We start from the raw sequence: 24186 nt of genomic DNA on the forward strand, positions 1-24186 counted from the left end.
TATGAAGAACAGCACAGCGAGCGGTTCAGGATTCCAGTTCGACGCCAGTCAGCCGTATCAGCTGGATGCGATCGCGTCCGTGGTCGACCTGTTCGACGGGCAGCCGAAGGATGCAGAAAAGCTGGTCACGACCCTGCATGGTGCGGCGGTGCTGCCCGACTCGGATCAGTCGGTGCTTGACATCGACCTGACGCAGGAAGTCGGCGCAGTCGGCAACAGCCTGGTGCTCGATCGTGACCTGATCCTTGCGAACCTGCAGCGTGTGCAGGATCGCAACGGCCTTGAGGTGGCGTCGGCGCTTGCGGGCGACGCGCTCGACTTCGATATCGAGATGGAGACCGGCACGGGTAAGACCTATGTCTACCTGCGCACGATCTTCGACTTGGCCGTCCGCTACAACTTCACGAAGTTCGTGATCCTGGTGCCGAGCGTGGCGATCCGTGAGGGTGTCAGCACGAGCATCCGGCTCATGCGTGAGCACTTCGAGAGCCTCTACAAGTCGCGGGGCATCACCTTCGATGCCTCCGTCTATAGCGGCAAGAGCGCTGAGGAGGTGCAGTCGTTCGCGACCTCGACCAACGTGCAGATCCTCATCATGACGATCGACTCGATCCGTGGCAACGCGAACACGCGCATCATCCACCAGACGCGCGACAAGCTGAACGGCCTGCGCCCGATCGACTATCTGAAGGCGACCCACCCGGTCGTGATCTTGGACGAGCCGCAGAACATGGAGTCGCAGCTCTCTCAGTCGGCGGTCGGTGAACTCGACCCCGTCTTCACCCTGCGCTACAGCGCAACGCACAAGAAGCAGCGCAACGTCGTCTACCGGCTCGACCCGGTCGACGCCCACGATCTCGGTCTGGTGAAGCAGATCGTCGTCGCCGAGGTGGCCCGGCAGGGCGCGGACGCGACGCCGTATATGAGGCTGGTGGAGGTGCGGCGTGAGCCGTCGTGGTCGGCCCGGCTGGAGCTGTCCTGCCGCAAAGCCGATGGCTCGCTCGAGCGCCGAGTCGTGAGCGTGAAGCAGCACCAGGAGCTGTCCGATGGCCGCCTGACGAACAACCCGATCTACGAGGGCTGGCGCATCAACGAGATGAGCATCGAGCCCGCCTACGTCGACCTCACCACGCACGGCTTCCTCTACGAGGGCGAGAGCATCGGTGCCTCGGCCGGCGCGATCTACAAGGAGATGATCCGCGAGACCGTCCGCGAGCACCTGCGCAAGGAATCGATGCTGCGCGCCAAGGGCATCAAGGTGCTCAGCCTCTTCTTCGTCGATAAGGTCGCCAGCTACCTGGGCGACGGCACGAACAACGACGACGCGAGCGGTGACTTCGTGCAGTGGTTCGACGAGGTCTTCATCGAGGAGCGTGCGAAGTCCGCGCGCTACCAGGAGCTGCTGCCGCAGGCGCCGAGTGAACTGCGCCGGGCGTACTTCTCCCAGATCAAGCGCGGCAAGACAACCACCTTCCAGGACTCGTCCGGCACCACCAAGGCCGATGACGACGCCTACGAACTGATCATGCGGCAGAAGGCACGCCTGCTCGACGAGAACGAGCCCGTGCGGTTCATTTTCAGCCACTCTGCCCTGCGCGAGGGCTGGGACAACCCGAACGTCTTTCAGATCTGCACCCTGCGCGAAATGGGCGCTGAGACCGAGCGTCGCCAGACTCTCGGACGTGGGCTGCGCCTGCCCGTCGCCAAGACCGAGGACGGCTACGCCCGCGTCGCTGACCGTGGCGTCGCCACGCTGACGGTAGTAGCGAATGAGTCGTACACGAAGTTCGCAGACGCACTCCAGCGCGAATACAAGGACGCCGGGGTCGAGATCGGCCGGGTGCGCCGGGCCGAGTTCTCGAAGATCCCGCTGCAGGACGAGAACGGTGCGCTCACCGACGACCAGTTCGGCTATCAGCGATCCGTGCTGGTGTGGGAGCACCTCAAGGACAAGGGCTTCATCGACAAGGACGGCGCAGTTACCTCAAAGTTTCAGCCGAACCAGCTCGGATTCGACCTCGGCCTGCCCGTCGACTTCGTCTGGGCTGAGTCGATCATCATCGAGCTGATTGAACGCGCCAACATCGGCAAGTACGTCAAGCCGGTCAGCAAGCGCCAGCCGCGCGTGCTCAATAAGCAGCTCTACTCGACCCCCGAGTTCGAGGAGTTCTGGGAGACGATCAGCCAGAAGACCACCTACCGCGTCCGGGTCGGTCGCGACCAGCTGATCGAGAACGCCATCCGGGTGATCCGTGAGGAGCCGAAGATCGACGCGCTGCGCATCCAGGTCACCCGCGCCGGAGTCAAGGTGCTGCGAGGCGGCGCCAAGGGCGAGGAACTCGGCACCCGCTCGGCTGACCTCAAGGGCAGCTACGACCTGCCCGACATCATCACGGAACTTCAGGAGGCGACCTCCCTCACCCGCAAGACCATCGTCGACATCCTGATCGGCAGCGAGCGGTTGAGTGAGTTCATTGGCAACCCGAACGACTTCATTGCGATGGCCAAGCGTGTCCTCCAGAGTGAGCTGGCGAAGATCGTGGTTGACGGCATCCAGTACGAGCGGATCGCTGGCTCGGTATACGAGCTGCGTGAGTTGCAGCGAGACGGCGAGGATGAGAAGGAGCGCTTCCTCGACCAGATGTACAAGGTGCAGCACACCCGAAAGACAGATTTCGACTACGTCGTCTTCGACTCCGATGTGGAGCGCCAGTTCGCGGAGCTACTCGACTCCCGTGAAGACATTAAGATGTTCATGAAGCTGCCAGCCAAGTTCAAGATTGATACTCCGGTTGGGCCGTATAATCCAGACTGGGGGATTATCAAAAAGGAAGGCGACGAAGACCGGATCTATATGATCCGCGAGACGAAGAGCACACTTGACGATTCGAAGCTTCGGCCAAGCGAGCTCGCCAAGATAAAAGCAGCTAAGCGCCATTTCGAAGCTATCGGTGTCGTGGACTATGCCCGCTCGGCGCCCGGGGCATGGAGGCTGTGATAAGGGTTTATTCCGCTTAGATGATTCGTCGGTAAACGGAGCGATCCGGGCCACATTTGGTCCGGTTTACCCCTAATTGAGAGCGCTGGCACCTACCGTTTCCCCCCTGTATGCGGCAGCTCGCCTCGCGGACGCTGCGGGCCGCAAACGTCGAGCCACTGAGCAGCGCGTAGAGCGTGCGCGCGCAACGCTCGAACTCGCGCCCTTCGCCGGCACCAGTGCGGCATCGACATCGCCACAACTGCTCCAACTCGCCCGCAGCAATCGCCTTCGCGACTACCTGGCCGCGCTTCGTCAGCACGAACTCACCGCGATAGTGACGCGCGTAGCCCATCGTCTTCAGCGACTCACGCAGCGCCGTCACCGGCACGACATCCATCTCTCGACGGCTACTGCCGTGCGTCCAGATGCGCAGCGCGTCGACGATCCTGCCGACAGTGTCAGGCTTCAGGTAGCCCGCTTGCGTCAGCGGCAGCGGGCCCTCCGCGAGCATGCCGATGAGCGTCACCCACGAGCGCAACGCGTCGGCGCGCTCTGCGTCCGTCGGTTCGACACGCTCCGTGCGAGCCCGCGACACCGAACCGAGCAACACCACCTGCGCGCGCGGCGACGCCCGCCGCAACGTCTGGCCGAGCATCGGCGACGGATCCACCGCCCCCTCTTCAGCGATCCTCTAAAGAACCTCGTTCTCCTTCGACAGCACGACGATCGCGACGTTCGCCTCGTCGACCGAGAAGCGCGCCGGATCCCAGCCCGGCAGCACCCACTCCGCCAACTCCCGTGGCAAGGTGCGCGCCTTGTGCCCCTGGACGAGTTCGTTGTACTGCCACGGTCCGCCCGAATCCTCCAACGGGCATGCGTTGCGACCGGCGACGCACTCCGCGAGCGAGCCGTCGGCGTCAGGTGCACCGCTCGTCGCGAGCTCGAAGATCTTCTCGAGCTTGATCGTGTGCACCCAGTCGTCACCGAAGTCATACACGTAGAACACACGATCGTCGGGAGCGCGCAGCACCTGATCGAGCACGACCTCGGTCTCGACGCCCGACGCTTCGTCGAGGTCGTCACCCTCCTCGACATCCCACTCACTCGCGAGGTACGGCCCGCCCCAGATGTCCTTCTTCGGTCCGAGCGTAAAGCGGTGCAGGTGCGCATCCGCCCAGCCGAGCGCCGCCTGGAGGACGTCGTGGAACTGCGCCATCGTGACGTCGCTGCGGACCTCGATGCGGCGCCAGACGGCCGGCTTCACCTCGTCGACGTCGACACGGACGGTGAGGAGCCGCACGCCATCACGTGCCGGCGGCAACGTCACCTGTGGCCGCGGCGGTGGTGGTGTGAAGAACCGGCGCGCGATACCTTCCGTCGAGCCTGCGGGCGCGCCCCGGCGGGCATGCGGAACGCCGCACCGGGCATGCCGCCGGCGCCTGACGCTTGCTGGTCGCCGCCGGCCTGCGGTGGAAGCCCGAGCTCACGGGCGACGTCAGTCCAGTTCTCCTCATCGTTCAGCTGCTCACGAAATGACTGGATGAACGCCTCGACCGACGGGTCGTCGGAATCAGCCCTGCCCCCATCGTGTCATCGACTCGACTCCGAGACGCGCTGGCGACACTGCGGCCCCAAGGCTCGCTCGCCGTACTCGCCAGGAGGCCACTGAATCCGCGGGAACCTTCTCGGCCATCAGTGCTCCCGCCTCCGGACGATCCAGGCCCGCGGGCCGCTTCATGCACGACACCGCCGCTGTTCGGGCAAGGAGGGCCGCAGGGACACTAGGGTGACTGAGATGCGCCCCGGTCACGTCTTCCTCGTCCACGGCCACCTGCAGGACGTCACGTGTGACGCCATCCTGCTTCCGACCGACACCTCCTTCAGTGTGGCGCCGTACTGGGTGGACCTCATCGGCGACCAGCCCCAGCGCCCTGCCGGCTGGCCGCGCGACGGGCGCGTCTCGCCCGACATCTTCTGGTTCGTCGACGTCACTGACGACAACCGCGTCGCGCTGGACGCCGCCTTGCTCCGTGCCCGCCTGCGCGAACGCGTGGCGCAGATCGCGACGGCACTCGCGGGGCGCTCCGTGGTGCGCGGCCGAGCACAACACCTCGTGACACTCCCGTTGATCGGCGCCGGCGGCGGTGGTCAACCGGCCGGTGCCATGGTCGCCGCAGTGCTCGACGAACTGGCGGCTCTCACCGAACAGCATCCCCTCGACTTCGCCGTCGTCGTCCCCGAACGCCCGATCTTCGAGGCGCTGCAGCGTCACCGGCGAGCCGGTCACACCGCTTCGCCTGACGACCTCGCAGCCCGCCTCGGGCGTCGCGCGCGCGAGGGAAGCCTGTCGCTCATGATCGGCGCCGGCGTCAGCATGGGCGCCGGGCTGCCCAGCTGGGACGGGCTGCTGAAATCCGTTGCCGCGACGCTGCCCGACCACGCTCGCAAGGCGGTCATGAAGACAGGCGAATCCGATGCTGAGGCACCGCAGTTTCGCGATGACTTCTCCGCGCTCTCACCCCTGGATCAGGCGCAGCTCCTCGAGGCGCTCCTCGGCACCGCACTGGGACGAGAGGTCGTCGCGGCGGCGTCTAACCGCGACAGCAAGGGTCGCCGGCGGCCGGCACTCGGGCACCTGCTACTTGCCGGGCTTCAGTGCCGCCAGGTCGCGACGACGAACTACGACGACCTGTACGAGACCGCCGTTCGATCCCAGCAGGGCGGCGACATCGCCAAACTGCCCTACCAGCGGCCCGTGCACGCGCAACCGTGGATCCTCAAGATGCACGGAGACGTCGAGCACGAGGGCGACATCGTCCTCACGCGATCGTCCTTCGTCGCCTACGACGGTCGTCATCGTCCCGCAGGATCACTCTTCCAGAGCATGCTCATGACGAGCCACGTCCTCTTCGTCGGCGTCTCCCTGACCGACGACAACGTCCTCCGGCTCACCCACGAGGTGGCCCACTATGTCGACGGCGCTCTCAGCGGAAGCGAAACGGCGACGACCCCCGACGCCGCCCTCCTCGGGACGGTGCTGACCCTCGCCCCCGACGTGCACCGCCGCCGGCTCTGGCAGGGAAGCCTCGAATGGCATGCCGTCGGCGAGGACGACACCCGCGTCCCCGACAACGCGCGACACCTCGAGATCCTCCTCGACAGCATCGCCATGTGGGCTGTTCCCGAACTCGCCTGACTACCGAGACCGCGTCACCCCTCCTGCGAGCGCCACATGTCGAAGCGCGCGATGAGCTGAAGGAAGTCACGGCCGACGGCCTCATAGGTGCGGTTGAGATCGAAGCGATCACCCACGTCAGGGCCGGCCTTCCAGACGTGCCCCGTGGTCTCGAAGGCGAGGACGGGCGCCGCGTGGTCACTGCCCGGCTGCTTGGCACACGCGAACCAGAAACGCCACTCGCCCATGCCGTTCGGCGAGTCCTTCGACGCAGCACGTCGATGCTGGTGGATGCTGGGCACCGCATCGAAGGCTGCTTGGCGCACGCCGTCGCCAGAGGCCGAGCTCGAGAAGACCCCGTTGAGCATGCGCACACCATGACGCTCGAAGGCTCGCGACGCGGTGAGATGAGCAATCGCCCGGTGTGTCAATGACTCCGGCGTAGAACGGGGCACGCTCCGTGGCGAGCCCAGACGCGTCACCTCTTCGACCCACCGAACGAACTCTCGGGGCTCCCGCGTGAGCACGTCGAGCCAGTTCGCCTTCTGCCCCCACGGATCGAACGGCGCCACATGCACACGCCCTTCGTAGTTGCAACGCACCGGAGTGCTCTCGCGGTGCGGATCCCACAAGACGACCTCGTCGTACATCCCGCCGCCCGCATGCATCTCGAGAATCTGCAGGTGTGGATGGCGGCGGCCGATCTCCGCCATGAAGCGCCAGGCGGCCGCCTGCTTGACGTCGAAACGGATGGCCAGAGACGCATCCCCGAGCACCTTCTCCGCACGATCATCCATCTGGTTCTCCCCCGGCATGCGTCCTCCACGTTTTTGTGTCCTATTGACATATTAACGCCTACTTACTTATTGTCGAATCGACTCATCAACGTACTGGAGGCACCGATGGCCCGTTCTCACCTCACCACGCCGCAGCGCGACCGAGCGGCAGGCGTCCTCGTCGCACTGGCCTGCGGCGACGCACTCGGCGTCCCCTACGAGTTCGGCAGCACCCTCACCGACGTACGCCCCGCAATGATCGGCGGCGGCCTCGGACCCTACGCCCCAGGCGAATGGAGCGACGACACCCAGATGGCGATCTGTGTCGCCCGCGTGAGCGCGGAGGCCGACGAACTCGATGACGCGGCCCTCACCCGGATCGGGCACGCCTTCAGCGACTGGCTGAGGACCGGCGCCACCGACGCCGGCAATCAGACCCGCGCAGTGTTGGGAGCGGTGGAGACCGGGCGCGCGAGCAGCGCGCCGGACGAAACCTCGCATCAGGACTACGTCGACGCGGCTCGTTCCTTCACGCGCACGCACGAACGCGCCGCCGGGAACGGGGCACTGATGCGTAACGGCATCGTCGGGCTGACGGCTCTCGACGACCGCGAGCTCACCGCCTCGAACGCCAGGCGGATCGCGGAACTGACGCACGCCGACCCCCTCGTCCTCGACTCGTGCGTCCTCCACGCCGAGACCATCCGACACGCCGTCATGACGGGCGAGTACGACATCGTGGCCGGCCTCGACCTCCTGCCCGAAGAACGCCGCGACCAGTGGCGCGAATGGCTCGAGTCAGCCACCCTCGCAGACCCCTCCACGATCGAAGCGAACGGCTCGACGTTCGGCGCGCTGCGCGCCGCGCACGCCGCCATCACGCGGACACGTGTCCTGCGGTACAGCACGTTCGAGGGTGGCAACCGGCATCACGCCAGCGCCGCCATCGAGGCAGCGGCCAGCGCCGGCCACGACACCGACACCGTCGCTGCCATCACGGGCGCCATGGTCGGCGCCCTCTACGGCGTCTCTGCGATTCCTGCCACCTGGCGGCGCCGCATCCACGGTTGGCCCGGAATGCGTGCCCGCGACCTCATGACGCTCGCGCTGCGCACTGCAACCCCTTCAGCCGAGACCGAATGGCCCCTCCAGAGCCGGTCGTCCGTGCCGCACGGACGCAGCGAGGTGCCGCTCCCGTTCGACACCGGGGTGCTTCTCGGATCTCAGTCGCGTCTCCGCGACACCCAGGCCGACGCTGTGGTCTCCCTCTCCCGCATCGGCGTCGAGGACCGGATGTTCTCCGACGCCGCGCCCGAGAACCACGTCGAGTTCTGGCTCGTCGACTCTGACGACCGCGCACAACACAACGACCTCGCGGCCACCCTCGAGGACGCCGCTGACACGCTCGCCGAGCTACGTGCCGAAGGCCACACCGTCCTGCTGCACTGCGTCCACGCTCACCACCGCACGCCCTCCGTCGCCTTGATCTACGGCGTCAAGCATTGCGGCCTGGGCGTCGACGAGGCCGAACACGCCATCCTGTCGACACTCGACGTGCCCAGCATCAGTGGCTTGCTGTGGGACACGGCCTCCCTCATCGCCCGGCGCGCCCAGGCGGATCGCCGCAGGGCCCAGGAGATCAGTGGTGAGATCCCACGCGAACCCAAGGGCTGGTACGACGACGAACTGACCTCGCTCGACGATGTCGACTCGGACCTCTCGCCGGTCTACGTGGCCTCCATGATGGGGAACATCAGCTCTGACGAGTACGCGCTCTGGTTCAACTCGTTGGCGGCGGAGGCAGCCGCGCGGGAGGACACCACTGCGAATCGGCCCGTCGACGGCCGGGGTTCGGAAAGCCCCTGACCGCCCATGGCCTGAAGCCGCAACAGTCGTTGTCACGACCGGACCGCGCGTTCGCCCGACACGCCCAGGACCTGAGCACGAGCAAGCGTCCGGCCATGGTGTGCCCAGGGACAGCGACTACTCGGCGAGCGACCCGTACCTCAGCACGTGGTCGGAGAAGCTGCCCGAACACTCGGGCAGGTGCAGTTCGATGAGTTTCGCGAGCGTCAGCACGTAATGGCGCGTGCAGAAGAGCTGCGCGTTACCACCGCCGGCGTGCTCGGCGAACACGACGTAGTGCGTCGGGGTCTCGGTGCACACGCACTCGTTCCACGTGCAGCGGGTGCTATCGCCGTCGTCGAACTCGTCGAACCCGGTGTCGCCCAAGTCGAGTTCGTGAGTCACGTTCGTCATGCCAGCTCCTTCATCGTCGCTTCGACAGCGCCGACGCCGCGCGCCAACTCGTCACGCGTCAGTTCCTCGTCGGTGTTGAACCAGCGCGCCCACTTCAACCGGAAATCCTGCTCGGCACGCCTGCGCGCGACGCTCGTGCCGGCCTCTTCGGCGCGGAAGACGAAGCTCGCTCCGTCCGCATCCGTCGACACCGTGACGAACGAATCCTCCACGGGCACAGCGATACCCGACACCATGCCTTGTGCGCGCACGGCGATCCACCGGCGAGACGCGGGTACATTGTCCGCGAACTCGTCGGCGACGAACGGCGCCACCTCACCCCATGCGAGCGCCCGCTCGACGGCGAACGCTGACACCTGACCGCCCCCTTCGGAGTAACCCCACACGTACGCCGAGCCGACACCGCCGTCCGCCGTCGTGAACCACGTCTGCGCCGACTCGACGTCGGGCTTTACCGCGAGCCACTTCACGACGATCTGCGATGGATCGTCGTCGGACGTCTCGTGGTACTGGTGCAACAGGCCGTCCTCATCCTGCGCACGCTTGGCCTCGAGCCAGCCAGCCGCGTCGAACGCGACGATCTCGAACGGCACGAGCGGCTTCGGCGAGAGCCGTGCCACCCACTCGCGAATCGCCGCAACACTGTCGAACACCGACAGCAGCGCTGTCTGCTCGCCCATCGCGACGACGTCAGCCTCCGCGCGCTCGAGTTGCGAGTCGACGTCGTCGCCCGCCCACTCATCGCTACGCGGCTCCGACGCCATGAGCGCATCACGACGCTGCAGCCACGCGAACCATGCGACGAGCGGCTGTGCATCGTCGCCGGTCTCGAACGTCAGGTCGTCGCGGAACTTGACGACCGCCCCTGCGTCATGGCACACGAACGTCGGCTCGCCGGCCGGTCCGCCGTCGACGGATGCGAGGCACAGCTCGTACGTGACGAGTTCGCGCTCCTCGTCGTAGGCATCGAGACGCCACAGCCCCGGCAGCTCCACCGCGTCCGCGTCGTCGTCTTGACTGGTGACGGCGATGAGATCCGACGGCGTCACCCGCGCCCACTGCGGCTGCTCACCCTGCGGCCACCAAGCCTGCTGCGGCCCGGCCTCCTGCACCCGACGCGCCTCACCCCACGTCACACTCACGCCATCCACCCCTCGTCGCTCGATGACCGACTCATTCGGCCCGCTCACAACGTAGCCCCCAGCGGTGACAACCCCCACACCATCGCGATGGAGGGCTCTTGATCGGGGCGCAGCAGACCTCGTCATCAGCGGCCAGCGCCGAACCGCGAGACACGAACACCCCCGCGCCTCGCCGCGCTCCCGCCGGGCCCCGCTAGGTGGGCGCGGTAAGTATGAGTTCGGTTGTAAGATCAGCCCCCACAACCCCGATGAAGAGCTGTGGACCGTTGCAGCGCGACGCTCTTGCCTTGAACTCATGATCCGCCGCGCACTATGAGTTCAGCTTTGAGCCCCTCAGTCAGGCACCTCGACGAACGTCGTCACCGTCGTGACGGCTGGTCGGCGCGGCGTCGAGCTGAATCCGAAACCGGGCTCAGGGGTGACGTCCGCGAGCGCCCCGACGTCATCGCCCGCCCACGTGCCGCGCACGGCCGTGACGGCGCGCAGATCCTGCGCGAGATAGAACTCGCGACGCCCGTTTCCGGCCGTCCCCGCCGTGCGAACCCCCGGCATGAGCACGCGCGCGAACGGGTCGATCGCGCGTGCCGTGCCCGGGTGAACGAGCGCCCCACGAATCGGCCACAGCGGCCACGCGAGCGCGAGACGACGACCGAACGTCAGGCTCAGATCCAACTCACCGGCCATGATGTTCCACGTGAAACCAGCCCCCGTGGCGCCGTCGATCGCGACGTCGACGACCGTCACGTCGTCGAACTGATAGGTCGCACAGACGTATTCGGCCACCTCGTCGTTCGGGGCGAGCAGCTCCCGTCGCCCGTCGGGGTGCGCCACCATGACGTCCGCGAAGGATCCCCACGGCGAGCGCGTCCACCGTCCGACGACGAAACGTCGACCCGATGCCGTCCCCACGCCGGCGATGTGCCCGTCGAACCTGTCGCGTCGCATGCGTCCACCATCACTCATGCCCCCATCGTCCCTGTTCCGCCGCGCCACGTCACCCACCCCGACGTCGGGCACCCGCGATGTCGACGAAACGCCCAGGCAAGCGTGGGTGATCTCACGACGCTGCTGGTCGCAGCCCCCCAGCGCGCCGGGGGATAATTCGAGGGCACCCCCACCGACGAAACCGACGAAAGAGGCTTGATGTCGACGTCCCCCGCACCACGAGGTACCTACCGCGCGGAGGACGGCACGCCCGTCGAGTTCGCCGACGCCCTGAAGGTCTGGACGCGCATCGCCTACGAGCGTCTGCAGCAGGTCGCGACGCACTACAACGGCCTCATCACCTACAAGGAGCTCGCGCAGCACGTGCAGCGCGAATCGGGCATCCACACCTCGTCGACGCCGGCGAACATGGTCGGCAAGATCCTCGAACTGTGCGCCGTGCAGGCCGCCACCGCCGGCGATCCGCCGCTGACGTCGCTGTGCCTCAAGACCGACGGCACCGTCGGCACCGCCTACTGGCGCACGCCCATCGCCGAGGGCCTGACGATGCCCGAACTCGTCGGCGAACCCGACGTCGAAGCGGACGCCGCCGAACACCGCCTCATGTGCTACCGCGCCTATGCCACCGACCTGCCCGAGAGCGGCGGCGTCGCACGCATCCCCGAGCAGGTCATCGTGCGCCGCGAACGCGCCGACCGCGCCGCCGAACGCACCCGCGCCGCGAAGCGCGAGGACGAACCGCAGCCCGTCTGCCCATCATGCTTCACGCAGCTGCCCGCCAGCGGCGTGTGCTGGCAGTGCGACTGACGCAACATCAGGACGCGTGAACGTCCCGTCGACGGATGTCGGCGGGGCATCGTCCACCCCGGGCGGTAGGTGCCTCGGACTCAGACGTGTGTGAGTCAGGCGTGCTCGTGCTGGCGCTTGCCGCGGAAGTGCTTGACGACGAAGAAGGCGATGATGCCGACGAGCAGGGCGATGCCGATCCAGTTCGCGAAGCGCTCGACCGATTTGTACTGGCTGCCGGCGATGTAGCCGATGAGGACGAACGCCGTCGCCCAGATCGACCCGCCGAGCGCGTTCCAGAACACGAATTTCACGTACGGCAACCCGCTCATGCCCGCGGCACCGGGGATGAGGGCGCGCAGCGCGGCGGTGAAACGCCCGAAGAACACCGATTTGCCGCCGTGACGGCGCAGCGCGTCCTTCGCGTTCTCCATCTTGCGCTTGTCGAGCAGGCGGGCGGGCAGCTTGCTCAGGATCTGCTCACCCCAACGCTTGCCGACCTCGTAGCCGATCGAGTCGCCGATGACGGCCCCCGCGATCGACGCCACGAGCACCGCCCACACGGGCAACTTCCCCTGATTCGCGACGACCCCCGCGAGCACGACGCCGATCTCACCCGGCACGACCACACCGACGAACGCCGACGCCTCGAGCGCAGGGAAGAGGAACGCGCACACGAGGACGAGCCACGGCGGCAGGTTGAGGATGAACTCGAAGATGCTCGACACGAGGGCACAGCGTACGGCTCCACACTGCAAGCCGCCCGCGAGCGCCGCGCTGCCGCATCGGCCACGCATCGTCCGCGCGGCGACGTCGCGCCCGGCGCCCACCCCGCCATCTGCGCCGCAGTTGCACGCGAACACCGTTGCGCGACAGGCTGGAAACAACCAGGTGGCATCAGCCACGACCCCGCGCGAAGGAGCAGGTCATGACAGCGAACACGTACGACGTCAAGGACAAGGTCGTCATCGTGACGGGCGCCGGCACCGGCATCGGCGCCGCCATCACCGATGCGTTTCTCGACAACGGCGCCACCGTCGTCGTCGCCGGGCGCCGCAAGGAGAAGCTCGACGAGGTCATCGCCGGGCGCGACAACGCCCTCGCCGTGCAGACCGACGTGTCGAAGCACGACGACGTCGCCGCCCTCGTCAAGACGGCCGTCGACACGTATGGCCACCTCGACGTCGTCATCAACAACGCCGGCCAGCACGTCGGCGGTGACGTCACCGAGACGAGCGACGAAGACTTCGCCGCCGCCTACGGCACCAACGTCGACGGCTTCTTCTACATGCTCAAGGAAGCGCTGCCCGAACTGGCGAAGACGAACGGTTCGATCACCGTCGTCACGAGCGTCAGCGGCATCGGCGGCGACTGGGGCCAGCCCGTCTACAACTCGACGAAGTACGCGCTCAGCGGCCTCATCCAGAGCGCCGCCCTCGACTGGGGCGCCAAGGGCGTGCGCATCAACGGCATCGCGCCCGCCTTCACCAAGACGCCGATGACGGCGGACATGGCCGATAGCGACGACGACCTGCAGCCCTTCGTCGACCGCCTCGCGCTCGGCCGCGTCGGTGTGCCCGAGGATCTCGCCGGTATCGCGCTGTTCCTGTCGACCAAGGACGCTCAGTACATCACCGGCCAGATCATCCCCGTCGACGGCGGCACGACCGCTTCCAACGGCCAGCCGCGCCGCTGACGCATCGGCGGCTCTCCCCGAGCGAATGACGGGGAGAGCCGCTGCGGTTCACGGCTCTTCGCTTGCTTGCGTGGTTGGTCTCGTCGGCTCGTCGACGCCGGGTTCATCGGCGTTCGAGACGACCGCGTGTGGGTACTCGTCGGAGCGCATGCCGCCCCTTCTCGAGGCGAGCCAGCACGAACGTCGCGTGAACCTTGGGTACTGCACACGCCGAACCACCACGCGGCGCCCACGTGTGATGTGCTCGTGGTGAACCCATAGGCAGCACGCTGACCCCGGGAGACACCATGGCCCGTATCCGCTCACTCACCCTCGCGTCGTTCGGTGCGCTTACGCTCGCCCTGGCGGCATGCGGCGGCTCCGGCGACACGACCGCCGACTCCACCCCACCCAGCGCGACGAGCACCTCGCCCTCACCGAGTTCTTCGACGTCAGCTTCCTCGAGCACCTCGACGTCGACGTCGGCTGCCGCTACGTCGACATCGTCGTCCGCGACGCCGGCGTCCTCGGCAGCTGCCAGCGCGAGCGCGCCGTCAGGTCCCTCGGAACCGTCCGCGACGTCGCCCTCCCCGGCCGGTTCTTCGTCCCGAGCATCGAACACCGCGCGATCGTCGGCCCCTGCCACCATCGCCAGTGCCCCCACCGTCAGCACGACCGTCTGGCCCGACGCATCGTGGAACGTGCCGACCCTCGACAACGACGGCTGCAGCATGGGCTTCGATTCGTCCTCACCCAGCGCCGATGTCAGCCCCTACTCCAAGACCGGCAAGTCCTTCACGTGCGGGGCGATCGCCGCCGGTCTCATCGCGTGCCAGAAGGAGAAGGCGACCGGAAACGTGCTGTGCCTGCAGAGCCTCGAACAGAAGATGGCGGTACGGTTCCCGTCGAACGTCTCGAAGATCCGGCCGCGCGACCCCGGCGAGCAGCCGACTCCCCTGCAGGTGAAGCTCACCAACGGGGCGACGTGTTCCGCTGCGTCGCACGACCAGACGACGCACTACCAAGACCGTCGCAGCTGGCTTTACTGCGACAACGCCGGCGACGCAGTGCTGTTGCTGCCCAAGGATTTCGACCCTACGAAGGGTGCTGGGCAGAAATACTTCGACAAGACCAACGCGACGTGGACGGCGCAGTACAGCGTCAACAACATGGCCCCGAAGACGGTGGCCGTGACGAAGGTTGTCTACGCACCGTGACCGCGGTGCGACGTCATGGGCGGTGCTGACGCGCGCGCCGACCGCGGCGCCCGCGCTGCCCCCGGCAAGCACCGGCAGAAGACCGACGAAGAAGGCGCACACGAGGGCGTTGATTCCAATTTGCGCGGGCCATGCGATCACTGGATCCCACCTCGCAGGGTGAGTAGAACTACTCACGGCCGAGGCATGATCGAGACGTCTGCATCACGCGCATGGAAGGACAAGTGACGTGGCGAAGAACCAGGACAAGAACGCCTCGAGCGACGACCCGGGCCCGTCGGTCAAGGACGACGAGATGTACGAGGCGCTGCGGCGCGAGGGCAACAGCAAGGAGAAGTCGGCCCGCATCGCCAACGCGGCCGCGAACTCGTCACGCAGCACCGTCGGACGCAAGGGCGGCGAGCACGGCAGCTACGACGACTGGACCGTCGACGAACTGCGTGAGCGCGCCCGCGAGCTCGAGGTCGAAGGCCGCAGCACGATGACGAAGGACGAACTCATCGAGGCCCTGCGCGACGGGTGACGCCCGGCGCTCAGACGGCGGTTTCGACTGGACGCCCACCGTCTCGGCTGCCTCTCGGCGGATCGCCCACCTCGGCGCGCCGTTCGGGCAGCCGAGCGCGAGACCTCGCTCTCACATGTCATGAGGCACTCAGCGGGCGTTCTGGCGGCGTGCCTAGGCTGGGGACAAATCCGTTGTTCTCCAAGCGAATCGGGGTCAGCATGAGCACCATCACGACGAAGATCGCCGACACGCTGGGCAAGCTGCCGGATCAGACGGCCGCCTTCCTCGCGGACGGTTACCTGTTCCAGAGCCGCGTCCGCGAGGCGCGCGGGCGCGACGCCGGCGACGGGCGTCCGCTCGGTCTGCGCATGCTCGGCAAACCAGCCCTCCTCGTGCGCGGGCGCGAAGGCGTCGAGCTGTTCTACGACACGACCCGCATGAAGCGTGACGGCGCGATGCCGCTGCCCATCCGCGGCCCTCTGTTCGGCAAGGGCGCCGTCCACGGCCTCGACGACGACGAGCACCGTCACCGCAAGGCCATGTTCGTGCGCATCGCGTACGACGACGCTCAGGTGCGCCGTCTCATGCCGTACCTCGAGGACGAGATGCGCAAGACGCTGGAGCGCTGGGTCGAGGCACCCGGCACGGTGTACGACGGCAGCGTCATCACATACGGACGGGCCGCGCTGCGCTGGGCCGGCATCCCCGGTGACGACGCCGAGCTCGACGTCTGGGCCGAGCGCCTCGGCCAGATCGTCGACGGGTTCGGCAAGAAGAGCCCCGCCCACGTCGAGGCGTGGCTCAACCGCCGCCGCTGCGACGCGTGGGCCGCCGACCTCGTCGCGCGCACGCGTCGCGGTGAGATCACGCCCGCCGAGGGCACCGCGCTCGCTGAGGTCGCCAAGCAGACCCACCTCGACGGCTCCCTGCTCGACGAGCACACGGCCGGAGTCGAACTGCAGAACGCCACTCGACCGACGATTGCGGTCGCGCGTTTCGCCGCCTTCGCGGCGCGTGCGCTCGTCGAGCATCCCGAGTACCGCGAGCGCATCGCGGGCGAGGTGGTTTCACGTGGAACGTTGCTCGGGAATCCGACGGCCGTCGCGTTCGCGCAGGAGGTGCGTCGCACGTCGCCGTTCGTCCCGATGCTGCCGGCGTTCGCGCGCGACACGTTCGAATGGGGCGGGCAGAAGATCCGCAAGGGCCAGCGCGTGCTCATCGACGTGCTCGGCACGAACACCGACCCCAGCGGCTGGGAGCGCGCAGACAGCTTCGAGCCGGAGCGCTTCCTCGGGGTCGAGGACGCCGAGCAGATCGAGAACTTCATCCCGCAGGGCGGCGGCGACGTCGCGACCGGGCACCGCTGCCCCGGCGAGAAGATCGCCGTGACCGCACTGTCGGTGACGATCTCCGGTCTGTGCACGCCCGGTGTCGAGATCGACCCCAAGGGTCTCGACTTTTCCTGGACGCAGCTGCCCACGATGCCGGGCAACGGCGCCCGGGTGCGCGTCACCCGTCAGGCCTGACAGGACGAGCAGATCCTCCGAATCGGACGCCGGGCCGGGCCGCCGCAGCGCGACTCGGCGCGGCGTTCGGCGTCTTGCCGACGGTGGGGGTTTCGCCGACGCCGGGCGGCAGCCGTCAGCCCCTGGCCGGCTGCGGTGCGCCGGGGTAACGCCAGTTGAAGACAACGTTGCCGGAGCCGTCGACGCACTTCGCCGGCGCGGCACCCTGCGTCACCATGATGTCCGGATTGTGCGAGCACGTGTAGGCGTCGACGCGCGCCTCGCTGCCCTTGGCTGACGCGGGCGTCGCCTCGTACTTCTGCATGGCCGAGCGCGCTTCGACGCACGTCACGCCGTGCCGGTCATAGATACGTGAGGACCCCGCGTAGCAGTCCGTGGCGTCGGGCCTCGACGTCTTCTCCGGCGGCAACGAGGAGGCGGAGCCGCCCAGGTCGATCGAGGCGCGGCCGATGGGCTTGTCGGCCGAACCGGATGCGGCCGACGGCGCCGACCCGCTCGGCGTCGCGTCGGCGGCGTCACTCTTCGTCGAATCGGTGGCCTTCGACACGGCGTCCTCGACGGCGCCGCACCCGGTCAGCATGACGGTGAGCGCCGCGGCCAGCGCGACGCCTCCCCTGCGCATGTGGTTCATTTTTCTTTCCCTCCCCGTGGCTTGATCGGGAGATATCGTCGCAAAGACTGGCGTACGCGGCCAATGTCGCCGTCGGCGTTTTCCCTGCGTTTCACGTGAAACATCGCTCATACTTCGCTGAGAACGCCGTGCCACGACGACCGAAGGAGGCCCCGTGCCTGAGGGCGACACCGTCATGTGGGCTGCGGCGCGCCTCAACCGCGCCCTGCTCGGGCAACGCCTGACGCGCACCGATCTGCGCACGCCGCGGCTCGCGACGGTTGATCTCTCGGGGCGCGAGTGCCTGCCCGTCGTCACGCACGGCAAGCACATGCTGCATCGGCTCGAGGGTGGCGTGACGATCCACTCCCACTTCAAGATGGAGGGCCGCTGGAGCCTGCTGCCAGCCCCGTCGACCCTCCAGGGACGCGCCGCTGCCGGCGCCGAGGCCGACGTCCGACGCGCCGTCACCGCCCACACGACGCGGGCGCTGCTCTACACCCCGCGGACGCTCGCCGTCGGCTCGAAGCTCGGGGTGCTCGACGTCCTCGAGACCGCGCGCGAGTGCGACGTCGTCGGGCACCTCGGGCCCGATCTGCTCGCCGATGACTGGGACGGCGGCGGGCGCGGGCGGGCGCTGGACAACCTGCGCGCACAGCCCGAACGCCCGGTCGGTGAGGCGTTGCTCGACCAGCGGCTCGTCGCCGGTCTCGGCACATTCTGGATCAGCGAGATGCTGTGGGTGCACCGCATCCTGCCGTGGACGCAACTCGCCGCGATGCCGGACGGGGTGCTCGAGGCGGTGCTCGACGACGCGCGACGCCTCATGCTCGTCAGCGGACGCACCGGGGTGCAATCGTCGACGGGTGACGCCCGCGCGGGGCAGGACCGCTACGTCCACGCCCGGTCGGGGATGGCGTGCCTGCGCTGCAACGACACGATCCGCGTCGCGATGGCCGGCGACCCCGGGCGCGAGCGGACCCTGTTCAGCTGCCCGACGTGCCAGGGCGGTCTGGCACCGAACGACGACGGCCGGCCACAGGGCGTGCTGCGCGAGAGCAAGACGACAGGCAAACGCTACAAGGGATGACGGTGCAACGTGGGGGTGCGGCATCCACCCTCACGGGTCATTGCCGACGGTGCTCGCGCGCGGGTAGCGTCCTGAACAAGCCAGTGCTGCACCACTGTTCGCCACATTTTCCGGATCGCCCGACGTGCCAGGAGGCCCGCGATGACCGACAAGAAAACCGATCAGTACACCTTCACCAACCCCGTCACGCAGTACCCCTCGGACAACTTTCCCAAGCAGGAGCTGACGTGGCCCGGGCTCGATGCGAAGCTGACGCCGAAGGCCGATCACGGCGAGGACACCTACCGCGGCACCGGCCGTCTCCAGGGGCGCAAGGCCCTCGTCACGGGGGCAGACTCCGGCATCGGGCGCGCCGTCGCCATCGCCTACGCGCGTGAGGGCGCCGACGTCGCGCTCAGCTACCACCCGCGCGAGGAGAAGGACGCCGCCGAGGTCGCGAAGCTCGTCGAGGACGCCGGGCGTCAGGCCTACTTGCTGCCGGGCGATATCAGCGAGGAGGCGACCGCGCGTCAACTCGTGCGTGACGCCGTCGACAAGCTCGGTGGGCTCGATATCCTCGTCAACAATGCCGGCTTCCAGCAGGCGCAGGCCGACATCGCCGACATCACGAGCGAGCAGTTCGACCAGACGCTCAAGACGAACGTCTACGCAATGTTCTGGATCACTCAGGAGGCGCTGCCGCACATGCCCGCCGGCTCCACCATCATCAACACGACCTCGATCCAGGCCTACGGCCCGAGCGAGCACCTGCTCGACTACGCGACGACGAAGGCCGCGATCAACACGTTCAGCAAGGCTCTGGCTGCGCAGCAGGGGCCGAACGGCATCCGCGTCAACGCCGTCGCACCGGGCCCGTTCTGGACGCCGCTGCAGGTCTCCGGCGGGCAGTTCCAGGAGAACATCCCCGAGTTCGGCCAGAACACGCCGCTCGGGCGCGCGGGGCAGCCCGCCGAGCTCGCCGGTGCGTACGTGTACCTCGCGAGCGCTGAGTCGGGGTACGTCTCCGGCGAGACGCTCAACGTCAACGGCGGCATGGTCAGCCCGTGACCGCGGCGGCCCTTCTCTGAGCTCGTTCGTCGCGGCGCCCCCTCACGTCAGGGGGCGCCGCGATGGCGTGAGAACCGCGTCGTTCCGGGGTTGTCGGTGCTCACTCGTACCGTGAAGTCATCGCCGCAGGAGACGGCGACGCGCCGCTCACGAGGTGGCGCGCGACCAGCAACGGGAAGTGGCTCACATGCCTGCACCGAGCGTTGTCCCCCCGCCCGCGCGGCGCGGTTTCGCCGTCGTCGACGTGGAAACGAGCGGGCTCGACCCGCTGCGGCACCGCGTCATCGAGGTGGCGGTGACGCAGCTGACGCCGTCAGGAGGCCTGGAGCGCGAGTGGAGTTCGCTCGTGCGAGCCCGCGGTGGCACCGGGCCCGTCCATATCCACGGGCTGAGCGATGACGACGTGCGCGACGCACCCGGTTTCGCCGACCTCGTCGACGAACTGAGCGAACTGCTCGATGGGCGCATCCTCGTCGCCCACAACGCGGCGTTCGACTGGGCGTTCCTCGCTGCGGAGGCGCGCCGCGCCGGGCGTGAGCTGCCCGTCAGCGAACGCCTGTGCACATGGCATCTCGCGCGGGGGCTCGAGCTACCGACCGACAACCTGCGTCTCGGCACGCTCGCCGAGTACTGGGGCATCCCCGTCGAGAACGCGCACCGCGCAGGTGACGACGTGCGCGTGCTCGTCGAGGTGCTGCGACGCTGTCTCGACGAGGCGGGGCGCCGCGCTGCGCCGCTGCCGCTCGAGGAGTGCGCCGCGCTGCCGCGATGGTGGCGCACGCAGATCCGGTGGCAGCGGTTGCGTCGGCGGCTGCGAAAACGGCGGGCCGGGCGGCGTCGATCGTCGCGCTGACTAGACTCGGGGCATGTCTGACGCTGATCGCGAGGTCGCCCTCGTCGCCTCCGACATGGTGGTGCTCACCCTGCGCGACGACGAACTGCACGTCGCGCTCATCCGGCGGGCCGCCGCGACGGAGCGAGGCAAGTGGGCGCTGCCGGGCGGTTTCATGCGTCGCGGCGAGTCGGCGGAGCAGGCCGCCTATCGCGAGCTGCGTGAAGAGGTCGGCATCGCGGAGCGCGACGTCGTGCTCGAGCAGTTGCGCACGTACACCGAGGTCGAGCGCGACCCGCGGCCGGAACGCGTCATCGGCGTCGCGTGGACGGTGTTCGGCGCGCGCCTTCCCGACCTCGAAGCGGCGTCCGACGCGCTCGAAGCGGTGTGGGTACCGGTCGACGAAGCGCTCGGGATGCCGCTCGCGTTCGACCACCAGCGTATCCTCGCCGACGGCGTCGAACGCGCCCGCTCCAAACTCGAATACACCTCTGTCGCAACGGCTTTCCTCGACGACGAGTTCACGATGTCGCAGCTTCGCCACGTCTACCAAGCCGTGTGGGGCGGCTCGCTCGAACCTGCGAACTTCCACCGCAAGGTGTTGAGCGTCGACGGGTTCGTCGAGGAGACGGGCGACAGCCGCGTCGGGCGCGGGCGCCCCGCCAAGCTCTACCGCCGCGGCAGCGCCCAGACGATCTACCCGCCACTGACCCGCGCGTCGGTGCGCGAGGCGCGGGCGCGCAGCTGATCATGCGCCCGGCGCGGGGCGCAGCTGATCAGTCGCTACGACGCGCGACGAGAACGATGTCGGCCTGGTGGTGGGCACCGGCACCCTCGGTGACGTGGCGCTCCGACTCGAACTGCTCGATCTGCCACCCCTCACCGAGGCGGGCGACCACGTCGGCGATCGTGACGTAGGAGTCCGGGTCGAAGCCGTGCTCGAGCGCGCGATCGCGATCGACGTGCGCGTGAGACACGACGATCAATGCGCCACCGGGTCGGACGAGGTCGCGAAGCGAGCGCTCGATCGACTGATCTTCGGTGCGCAGTAGAGCGGGGTAGAAAACACTGACGAGGTCGAAGCTGTCCGGCGCCAAGGCCGCGTCGAGCAGCCCCGCACACACCCACGTGATGCGGGAGGCGACGTCATCTCCGCTTACTTCGGCTGCCGCACGCCCCCGTTCCAGCGCGGGTGCCGCGACGTCGAGGGCCGTCACCTGCCACCCTTGCTCGGCGAGGTGGATGGCGTCAGCGCCCTCACCGCAGCCGACGTCAAGCGCTCGACCCGGGGATAAGTCGGCCAACTGCTTCGTGAGCACCGCGACGAGCGCGTCGTTCGGGTTGCCGCTCCAGACCTGCTCGCCCCCGTAGACGTCGTGCCAGTTCATGTCATGCCCAGCAGGGCCGCTCGTCGCGGCGTCCGGCGTCGTTTCAGAGTGCATGTCACCATGCTCGCCGCCACTGCGTGATCGGTGATCGGACAATCTCTACGCGTCTATAAAATATGCTAGCCACCCTGAGACAACGCCCGCACCGCATGGCCGATGCCTCCCGACGACCTCCGTGCGTGCAAATGGACCCGCGTGCATTTGCACGCACGGAGCAACCGATTCGTCCGCGACAAGACGCAGGTCGTACGGTTTTCTCGATGATCTCGCTGATTCCTGACTACCTCGCGGCGACGCTCGAGGCCTGCCCGCCCGACGCCCATGCCCGGAATGCCGACTACATTCCGGAACTGGCCCGCGTCGACTCGTCACTGTTCGCCCTCGCAATCGCCACCGTCGACGGCATGATCTACAGCGCCGGTGACGCCGAGGCGGAGTTCACCATTCAGTCGGTCAGCAAACCGTTCGTCTACGCGATGGCGATCGAGGATCGCGGCCTCGACGAGGTGCAGCGTCGCATCGGCGTCGAACCGAGCGGTGAGGCGTTCAACGAGATCAGCCTCGAGGCGGGCAGCAAGCGCCCTCTCAACCCCATGATCAACGCCGGCGCCATCACGGCGCACTCTCTCGTCGCCTCCCCCGATGACGACGAGTCGGCGCGCGTGCGACGCATCGTCGCCGGTCTGTCGGCCTTCGCCGGGCGCGAGCTGAGCATCGACAGGACCGTCGCCGAATCGGAATGGCACGACGCGCACCGCAACCTCGCCATCGGGCACATGCTGCGCAGCTACGACATGCTGACGGACGACCCGGACGTCGTCGTCCACGGCTACGTCGAGCAGTGCGCCGTGCGCGTGACGACGCGTGACCTCGCCGTCATGGCGACGACGCTCGCCAACGGCGGCCTCCACCCGGTGACCGGTGAGCAGGTCGTCAGCTCGCGCACGGCCCGCCAGGTGCTGTCCGTCATGCTGAGCTGCGGCATGTACAACGCCGCCGGTGACTGGCTGACGGCCGTCGGCATCCCCGCCAAGAGCGGCGTCGGGGGCGGCATCATCGGCGCGCTGCCCGGGCAGGTGGGGCTCGCGACGTTCTCGCCGCCGCTCGACGAGCACGGCCACTCGGCCCGAGGGGTGCAGGTCTTCGAGCGACTCAGCGAAGACATGGACATGCACCTCATGGACGTCCCGCCGCCTGCCCGCTCGGTCGTCCGACACTCCCACGTCGTTCCGCTCGGGCGAGGTTCGCGCGGCGTCGACGCGCACGTCTACGACCTGCAGGGCGACATCCGGTTCGCCGGCGCGGAGCGCGTCGTCCGGCTCATCAGCGACGAGCCGCCGACGACGAAGACCGTCGTGTTCGACCTCGTCGACGTCCACGCGCTCGACGAGACCGCGGCCCGCATGATCCTCGAGACGGTGCGGCGCCTCGCGGCTGACGGGCATGAGGTCTGGTTCGCCGGCCTCGATGACGCACCCCTCACCCATGGGCGGCTCGACGACGAAGGGTTCGACCTCGGGCGCGGGGTGCACGTGCGCATGGGCCGCGACCTCGACGATGTCGCCGAACAGATCATGAGGGCCTGAACCTCGCCGTTTCACGTGAAACAGGCACGAGGCTGTCGAGCGCTCGTCGTTCGAGGCTGTGCGCGTGTTTGGTGAGGTTCTTGGTAGACCCGACAACTCCCGGCCGCGTGCATGCCGCTGCCGGGCCGTCGCGCCGTCAGACCTAGGGTGGGACGCATGTCCGAAAGCGATGCACGGCCCTTGCCACCAGGCCTCACCCCGGTGAGCCCTCGGCTGACGTCGGCGCGCCTGCTGACGCTCGCCATCGCGGCGGTCGTCGCCGGTGCCGGCGTCGCGGCCACGATGTTCTTCGCGCCACGCTGGGTGACGGTTGCCCTCGCCGTCGCGCTGATCGTCGCCGTCGTGTGGGTGGGCCTCGTCATCGCGCGTCAGGTCAGGCACATCGGGTACGCCACGCGCGACGACGACCTGCTCATCGTCAGGGGCGTCATGTTCCGTACGACGACGGTCGTGCCGTACGGGCGCATGCAGTACGTCGAGGTCTCGAGTGGACCGATCGCGCGGATGTTCGATCTTGCCACGCTCGAACTGCACACCGCGTCCGCGTCTTCCGACGCCACCATCCCCGGCATGCCACGCCACGACGCGGAGGCACTGCGCGATCGTCTCGCGGCGCTCGGCGAAGCGCACCTCGCGGGGTTGTGACG

24 protein-coding genes are annotated in these 24186 nt (G+C 67.9%); 14 read left to right on the forward strand and 10 right to left on the reverse strand.

All coding sequences use genetic code 11. From position 1 onward, the window contains the following. Position 1: 1 nt before the first annotated feature. Positions 2–2998 carry a restriction endonuclease gene (locus DYE07_RS08220; protein WP_115296740.1) on the forward strand — a complete coding sequence of 999 codons (2997 nt, stop codon included), beginning with the start codon at positions 2–4 and terminating at the stop codon, positions 2996–2998. Positions 2999–3014: 16 nt separating this feature from the next. Here DYE07_RS08220 and DYE07_RS08225 read toward each other — a convergent pair whose 3' ends face one another. Together DYE07_RS08225 and DYE07_RS08235 are read right to left on the reverse strand one after the other, a co-directional pair. After that, entirely contained in the window at positions 3015–3650 is a 636-nt protein-coding gene (locus DYE07_RS08225) for a hypothetical protein (protein WP_147286905.1), read from the reverse strand. A gap of 21 nt (positions 3651–3671) precedes the next feature. Then, complete coding sequence (locus DYE07_RS08235; RefSeq protein WP_172462974.1) at positions 3672–4280, reverse strand: plasmid pRiA4b ORF-3 family protein; 609 nt, start codon at positions 4278–4280, stop codon at positions 3672–3674. Between the two features lie 495 nt (positions 4281–4775). Here DYE07_RS08235 and DYE07_RS08240 point away from each other — a divergent pair, with 495 nt between their 5' ends. Then, complete coding sequence (locus DYE07_RS08240) at positions 4776–6176, forward strand: SIR2 family protein (protein WP_115296744.1); 1401 nt, start codon at positions 4776–4778, stop codon at positions 6174–6176. Between the two features lie 14 nt (positions 6177–6190). On the opposite strand, the gene DYE07_RS08245 is transcribed toward DYE07_RS08240, so the two are convergent. Beyond that, positions 6191–6952 carry a TY-Chap2 family putative peptide chaperone gene (locus tag DYE07_RS08245; protein WP_115296745.1) on the reverse strand — a complete coding sequence of 254 codons (762 nt, stop codon included), beginning with the start codon at positions 6950–6952 and terminating at the stop codon, positions 6191–6193. 105 nt (positions 6953–7057) lie between these two features. Between DYE07_RS08245 and DYE07_RS08250 the strand changes: the two genes are divergently transcribed. After that, the gene (locus DYE07_RS08250) at positions 7058–8797 is read left to right on the forward strand and encodes an ADP-ribosylglycohydrolase family protein (RefSeq protein WP_115296746.1); all 1740 of its coding nucleotides are present in this window, start codon (positions 7058–7060) and stop codon (positions 8795–8797) included. 117 nt (positions 8798–8914) lie between these two features. Here DYE07_RS08250 and DYE07_RS08255 read toward each other — a convergent pair whose 3' ends face one another. From DYE07_RS08255 to DYE07_RS08265, 3 genes are all read right to left on the reverse strand, one after another. Next, a complete protein-coding gene (locus DYE07_RS08255) occupies positions 8915–9190 on the reverse strand; it encodes a hypothetical protein (RefSeq protein ID WP_115296747.1) in 276 nt (91 codons plus the stop codon). Beyond that, positions 9187–10332: a hypothetical protein gene (locus DYE07_RS08260; RefSeq protein WP_147286907.1), complete on the reverse strand. Its 1146-nt coding sequence runs from the start codon at positions 10330–10332 to the stop codon at positions 9187–9189. The genes DYE07_RS08255 and DYE07_RS08260 overlap by 4 nt, the downstream gene beginning before the upstream one ends. 333 nt (positions 10333–10665) lie before the next feature. Next, entirely contained in the window at positions 10666–11295 is a 630-nt protein-coding gene (locus DYE07_RS08265) for a hypothetical protein (RefSeq protein ID WP_237723841.1), read from the reverse strand. A gap of 180 nt (positions 11296–11475) precedes the next feature. On the opposite strand from DYE07_RS08265, the gene DYE07_RS08270 reads away from it, so the two are divergent. Continuing rightward, a complete protein-coding gene (locus tag DYE07_RS08270) occupies positions 11476–12084 on the forward strand; it encodes a hypothetical protein (RefSeq protein ID WP_006944651.1) in 609 nt (202 codons plus the stop codon). Between the two features lie 95 nt (positions 12085–12179). Here the strand turns inward: DYE07_RS08270 and DYE07_RS08275 are convergent, their stop codons facing one another. Continuing rightward, positions 12180–12791 (reverse strand): DedA family protein, encoded by a 612-nt coding sequence (locus DYE07_RS08275; RefSeq protein ID WP_237723840.1) that lies wholly within the window; start codon positions 12789–12791, stop codon positions 12180–12182. A 200-nt stretch (positions 12792–12991) separates the two neighbouring features. Between DYE07_RS08275 and budC the strand changes: the two genes are divergently transcribed. Next, complete coding sequence (gene budC, locus DYE07_RS08280) at positions 12992–13759, forward strand: meso-2,3-butanediol dehydrogenase (RefSeq protein ID WP_062256652.1); 768 nt, start codon at positions 12992–12994, stop codon at positions 13757–13759. Between the two features lie 103 nt (positions 13760–13862). Here the strand turns inward: budC and DYE07_RS08285 are convergent, their stop codons facing one another. After that, on the reverse strand, positions 13863–14471 hold the full coding sequence (locus tag DYE07_RS08285) for a hypothetical protein (protein WP_115296750.1): 609 nt from the start codon (positions 14469–14471) through the stop codon (positions 13863–13865). Between DYE07_RS08285 and DYE07_RS08290 the strand changes: the two genes are divergently transcribed. From DYE07_RS08290 to DYE07_RS08300, 3 genes are all read left to right on the forward strand, one after another. Next, the gene (locus DYE07_RS08290) at positions 14470–14955 is read left to right on the forward strand and encodes a hypothetical protein (protein ID WP_115296751.1); all 486 of its coding nucleotides are present in this window, start codon (positions 14470–14472) and stop codon (positions 14953–14955) included. The genes DYE07_RS08285 and DYE07_RS08290 overlap by 2 nt on opposite strands. 229 nt (positions 14956–15184) lie before the next feature. Beyond that, positions 15185–15478, forward strand: a complete 294-nt coding sequence (locus tag DYE07_RS08295) for a DUF7218 family protein (RefSeq protein ID WP_420484785.1) — start codon at positions 15185–15187, stop codon at positions 15476–15478. A 200-nt stretch (positions 15479–15678) separates the two neighbouring features. Then, positions 15679–16986, forward strand: a complete 1308-nt coding sequence (locus tag DYE07_RS08300) for a cytochrome P450 (RefSeq protein ID WP_115296752.1) — start codon at positions 15679–15681, stop codon at positions 16984–16986. A 115-nt stretch (positions 16987–17101) separates the two neighbouring features. On the opposite strand, the gene DYE07_RS08305 is transcribed toward DYE07_RS08300, so the two are convergent. Then, positions 17102–17617, reverse strand: coding sequence for a hypothetical protein (locus DYE07_RS08305; RefSeq protein ID WP_115296753.1), 516 nt, complete (start codon positions 17615–17617; stop codon positions 17102–17104). A 154-nt stretch (positions 17618–17771) separates the two neighbouring features. On the opposite strand from DYE07_RS08305, the gene DYE07_RS08310 reads away from it, so the two are divergent. The 4 genes from DYE07_RS08310 (at position 17772) to DYE07_RS08325 (ending at position 21313) form a co-directional block, all read left to right on the forward strand. Continuing rightward, positions 17772–18686, forward strand: coding sequence for a DNA-formamidopyrimidine glycosylase family protein (locus DYE07_RS08310; RefSeq protein WP_115296754.1), 915 nt, complete (start codon positions 17772–17774; stop codon positions 18684–18686). Between the two features lie 141 nt (positions 18687–18827). Continuing rightward, positions 18828–19733, forward strand: coding sequence for a glucose 1-dehydrogenase (locus DYE07_RS08315; RefSeq protein ID WP_115296755.1), 906 nt, complete (start codon positions 18828–18830; stop codon positions 19731–19733). 187 nt (positions 19734–19920) lie between these two features. Further along, the gene (locus tag DYE07_RS08320) at positions 19921–20586 is read left to right on the forward strand and encodes an exonuclease domain-containing protein (protein WP_115296756.1); all 666 of its coding nucleotides are present in this window, start codon (positions 19921–19923) and stop codon (positions 20584–20586) included. A 13-nt stretch (positions 20587–20599) separates the two neighbouring features. Then, positions 20600–21313, forward strand: coding sequence for an NUDIX hydrolase (locus tag DYE07_RS08325; RefSeq protein ID WP_062256663.1), 714 nt, complete (start codon positions 20600–20602; stop codon positions 21311–21313). Between the two features lie 28 nt (positions 21314–21341). On the opposite strand, the gene DYE07_RS08330 is transcribed toward DYE07_RS08325, so the two are convergent. Further along, positions 21342–22007, reverse strand: coding sequence for a class I SAM-dependent methyltransferase (locus DYE07_RS08330; RefSeq protein WP_115296757.1), 666 nt, complete (start codon positions 22005–22007; stop codon positions 21342–21344). A gap of 206 nt (positions 22008–22213) precedes the next feature. On the opposite strand from DYE07_RS08330, the gene DYE07_RS08335 reads away from it, so the two are divergent. Both DYE07_RS08335 and DYE07_RS08340 read left to right on the forward strand, forming a co-directional pair. Further along, positions 22214–23539 (forward strand): glutaminase, encoded by a 1326-nt coding sequence (locus tag DYE07_RS08335; protein WP_082740558.1) that lies wholly within the window; start codon positions 22214–22216, stop codon positions 23537–23539. Positions 23540–23695: 156 nt separating this feature from the next. Further along, on the forward strand, positions 23696–24184 hold the full coding sequence (locus tag DYE07_RS08340; protein ID WP_062256667.1) for a PH domain-containing protein: 489 nt from the start codon (positions 23696–23698) through the stop codon (positions 24182–24184). Positions 24185–24186 lie beyond the last annotated feature (2 nt).

The sequence above is a fragment of the Dermacoccus nishinomiyaensis genome, from assembly GCF_900447535.1.
GTDB classification, from domain to species: domain Bacteria; phylum Actinomycetota; class Actinomycetes; order Actinomycetales; family Dermatophilaceae; genus Dermacoccus; species Dermacoccus nishinomiyaensis.

Excerpts from the sequence above, each read along its gene's own strand:
- DYE07_RS08300 (WP_115296752.1), top strand. The coding sequence starts at position 15,679 with ATGAGCACCATCACGACGAAGATCGCCGACACGCTGGGCAAGCTGCCG.
- DYE07_RS08315 (WP_115296755.1), top strand. The coding sequence starts at position 18,828 with ATGACCGACAAGAAAACCGATCAGTACACCTTCACCAACCCCGTCACG.
- DYE07_RS08265 (WP_237723841.1), bottom strand. The coding sequence starts at position 11,295 with ATGAGTGATGGTGGACGCATGCGACGCGACAGGTTCGACGGGCACATC.
- DYE07_RS08220 (WP_115296740.1), top strand. The coding sequence starts at position 2 with ATGAAGAACAGCACAGCGAGCGGTTCAGGATTCCAGTTCGACGCCAGT.
- DYE07_RS08335 (WP_082740558.1), top strand. The coding sequence starts at position 22,214 with ATGATCTCGCTGATTCCTGACTACCTCGCGGCGACGCTCGAGGCCTGC.
- DYE07_RS08305 (WP_115296753.1), bottom strand. The coding sequence starts at position 17,617 with ATGAACCACATGCGCAGGGGAGGCGTCGCGCTGGCCGCGGCGCTCACC.
- DYE07_RS08340 (WP_062256667.1), top strand. The coding sequence starts at position 23,696 with ATGTCCGAAAGCGATGCACGGCCCTTGCCACCAGGCCTCACCCCGGTG.
- DYE07_RS08325 (WP_062256663.1), top strand. The coding sequence starts at position 20,600 with ATGTCTGACGCTGATCGCGAGGTCGCCCTCGTCGCCTCCGACATGGTG.
- DYE07_RS08290 (WP_115296751.1), top strand. The coding sequence starts at position 14,470 with ATGGGCTTCGATTCGTCCTCACCCAGCGCCGATGTCAGCCCCTACTCC.
- DYE07_RS08320 (WP_115296756.1), top strand. The coding sequence starts at position 19,921 with ATGCCTGCACCGAGCGTTGTCCCCCCGCCCGCGCGGCGCGGTTTCGCC.
- DYE07_RS08255 (WP_115296747.1), bottom strand. The coding sequence starts at position 9,190 with ATGACGAACGTGACTCACGAACTCGACTTGGGCGACACCGGGTTCGAC.
- DYE07_RS08250 (WP_115296746.1), top strand. The coding sequence starts at position 7,058 with ATGGCCCGTTCTCACCTCACCACGCCGCAGCGCGACCGAGCGGCAGGC.
- budC (WP_062256652.1), top strand. The coding sequence starts at position 12,992 with ATGACAGCGAACACGTACGACGTCAAGGACAAGGTCGTCATCGTGACG.
- DYE07_RS08330 (WP_115296757.1), bottom strand. The coding sequence starts at position 22,007 with ATGCACTCTGAAACGACGCCGGACGCCGCGACGAGCGGCCCTGCTGGG.
- DYE07_RS08245 (WP_115296745.1), bottom strand. The coding sequence starts at position 6,952 with ATGGATGATCGTGCGGAGAAGGTGCTCGGGGATGCGTCTCTGGCCATC.
- DYE07_RS08285 (WP_115296750.1), bottom strand. The coding sequence starts at position 14,471 with ATGCTGCAGCCGTCGTTGTCGAGGGTCGGCACGTTCCACGATGCGTCG.
- DYE07_RS08270 (WP_006944651.1), top strand. The coding sequence starts at position 11,476 with ATGTCGACGTCCCCCGCACCACGAGGTACCTACCGCGCGGAGGACGGC.
- DYE07_RS08240 (WP_115296744.1), top strand. The coding sequence starts at position 4,776 with ATGCGCCCCGGTCACGTCTTCCTCGTCCACGGCCACCTGCAGGACGTC.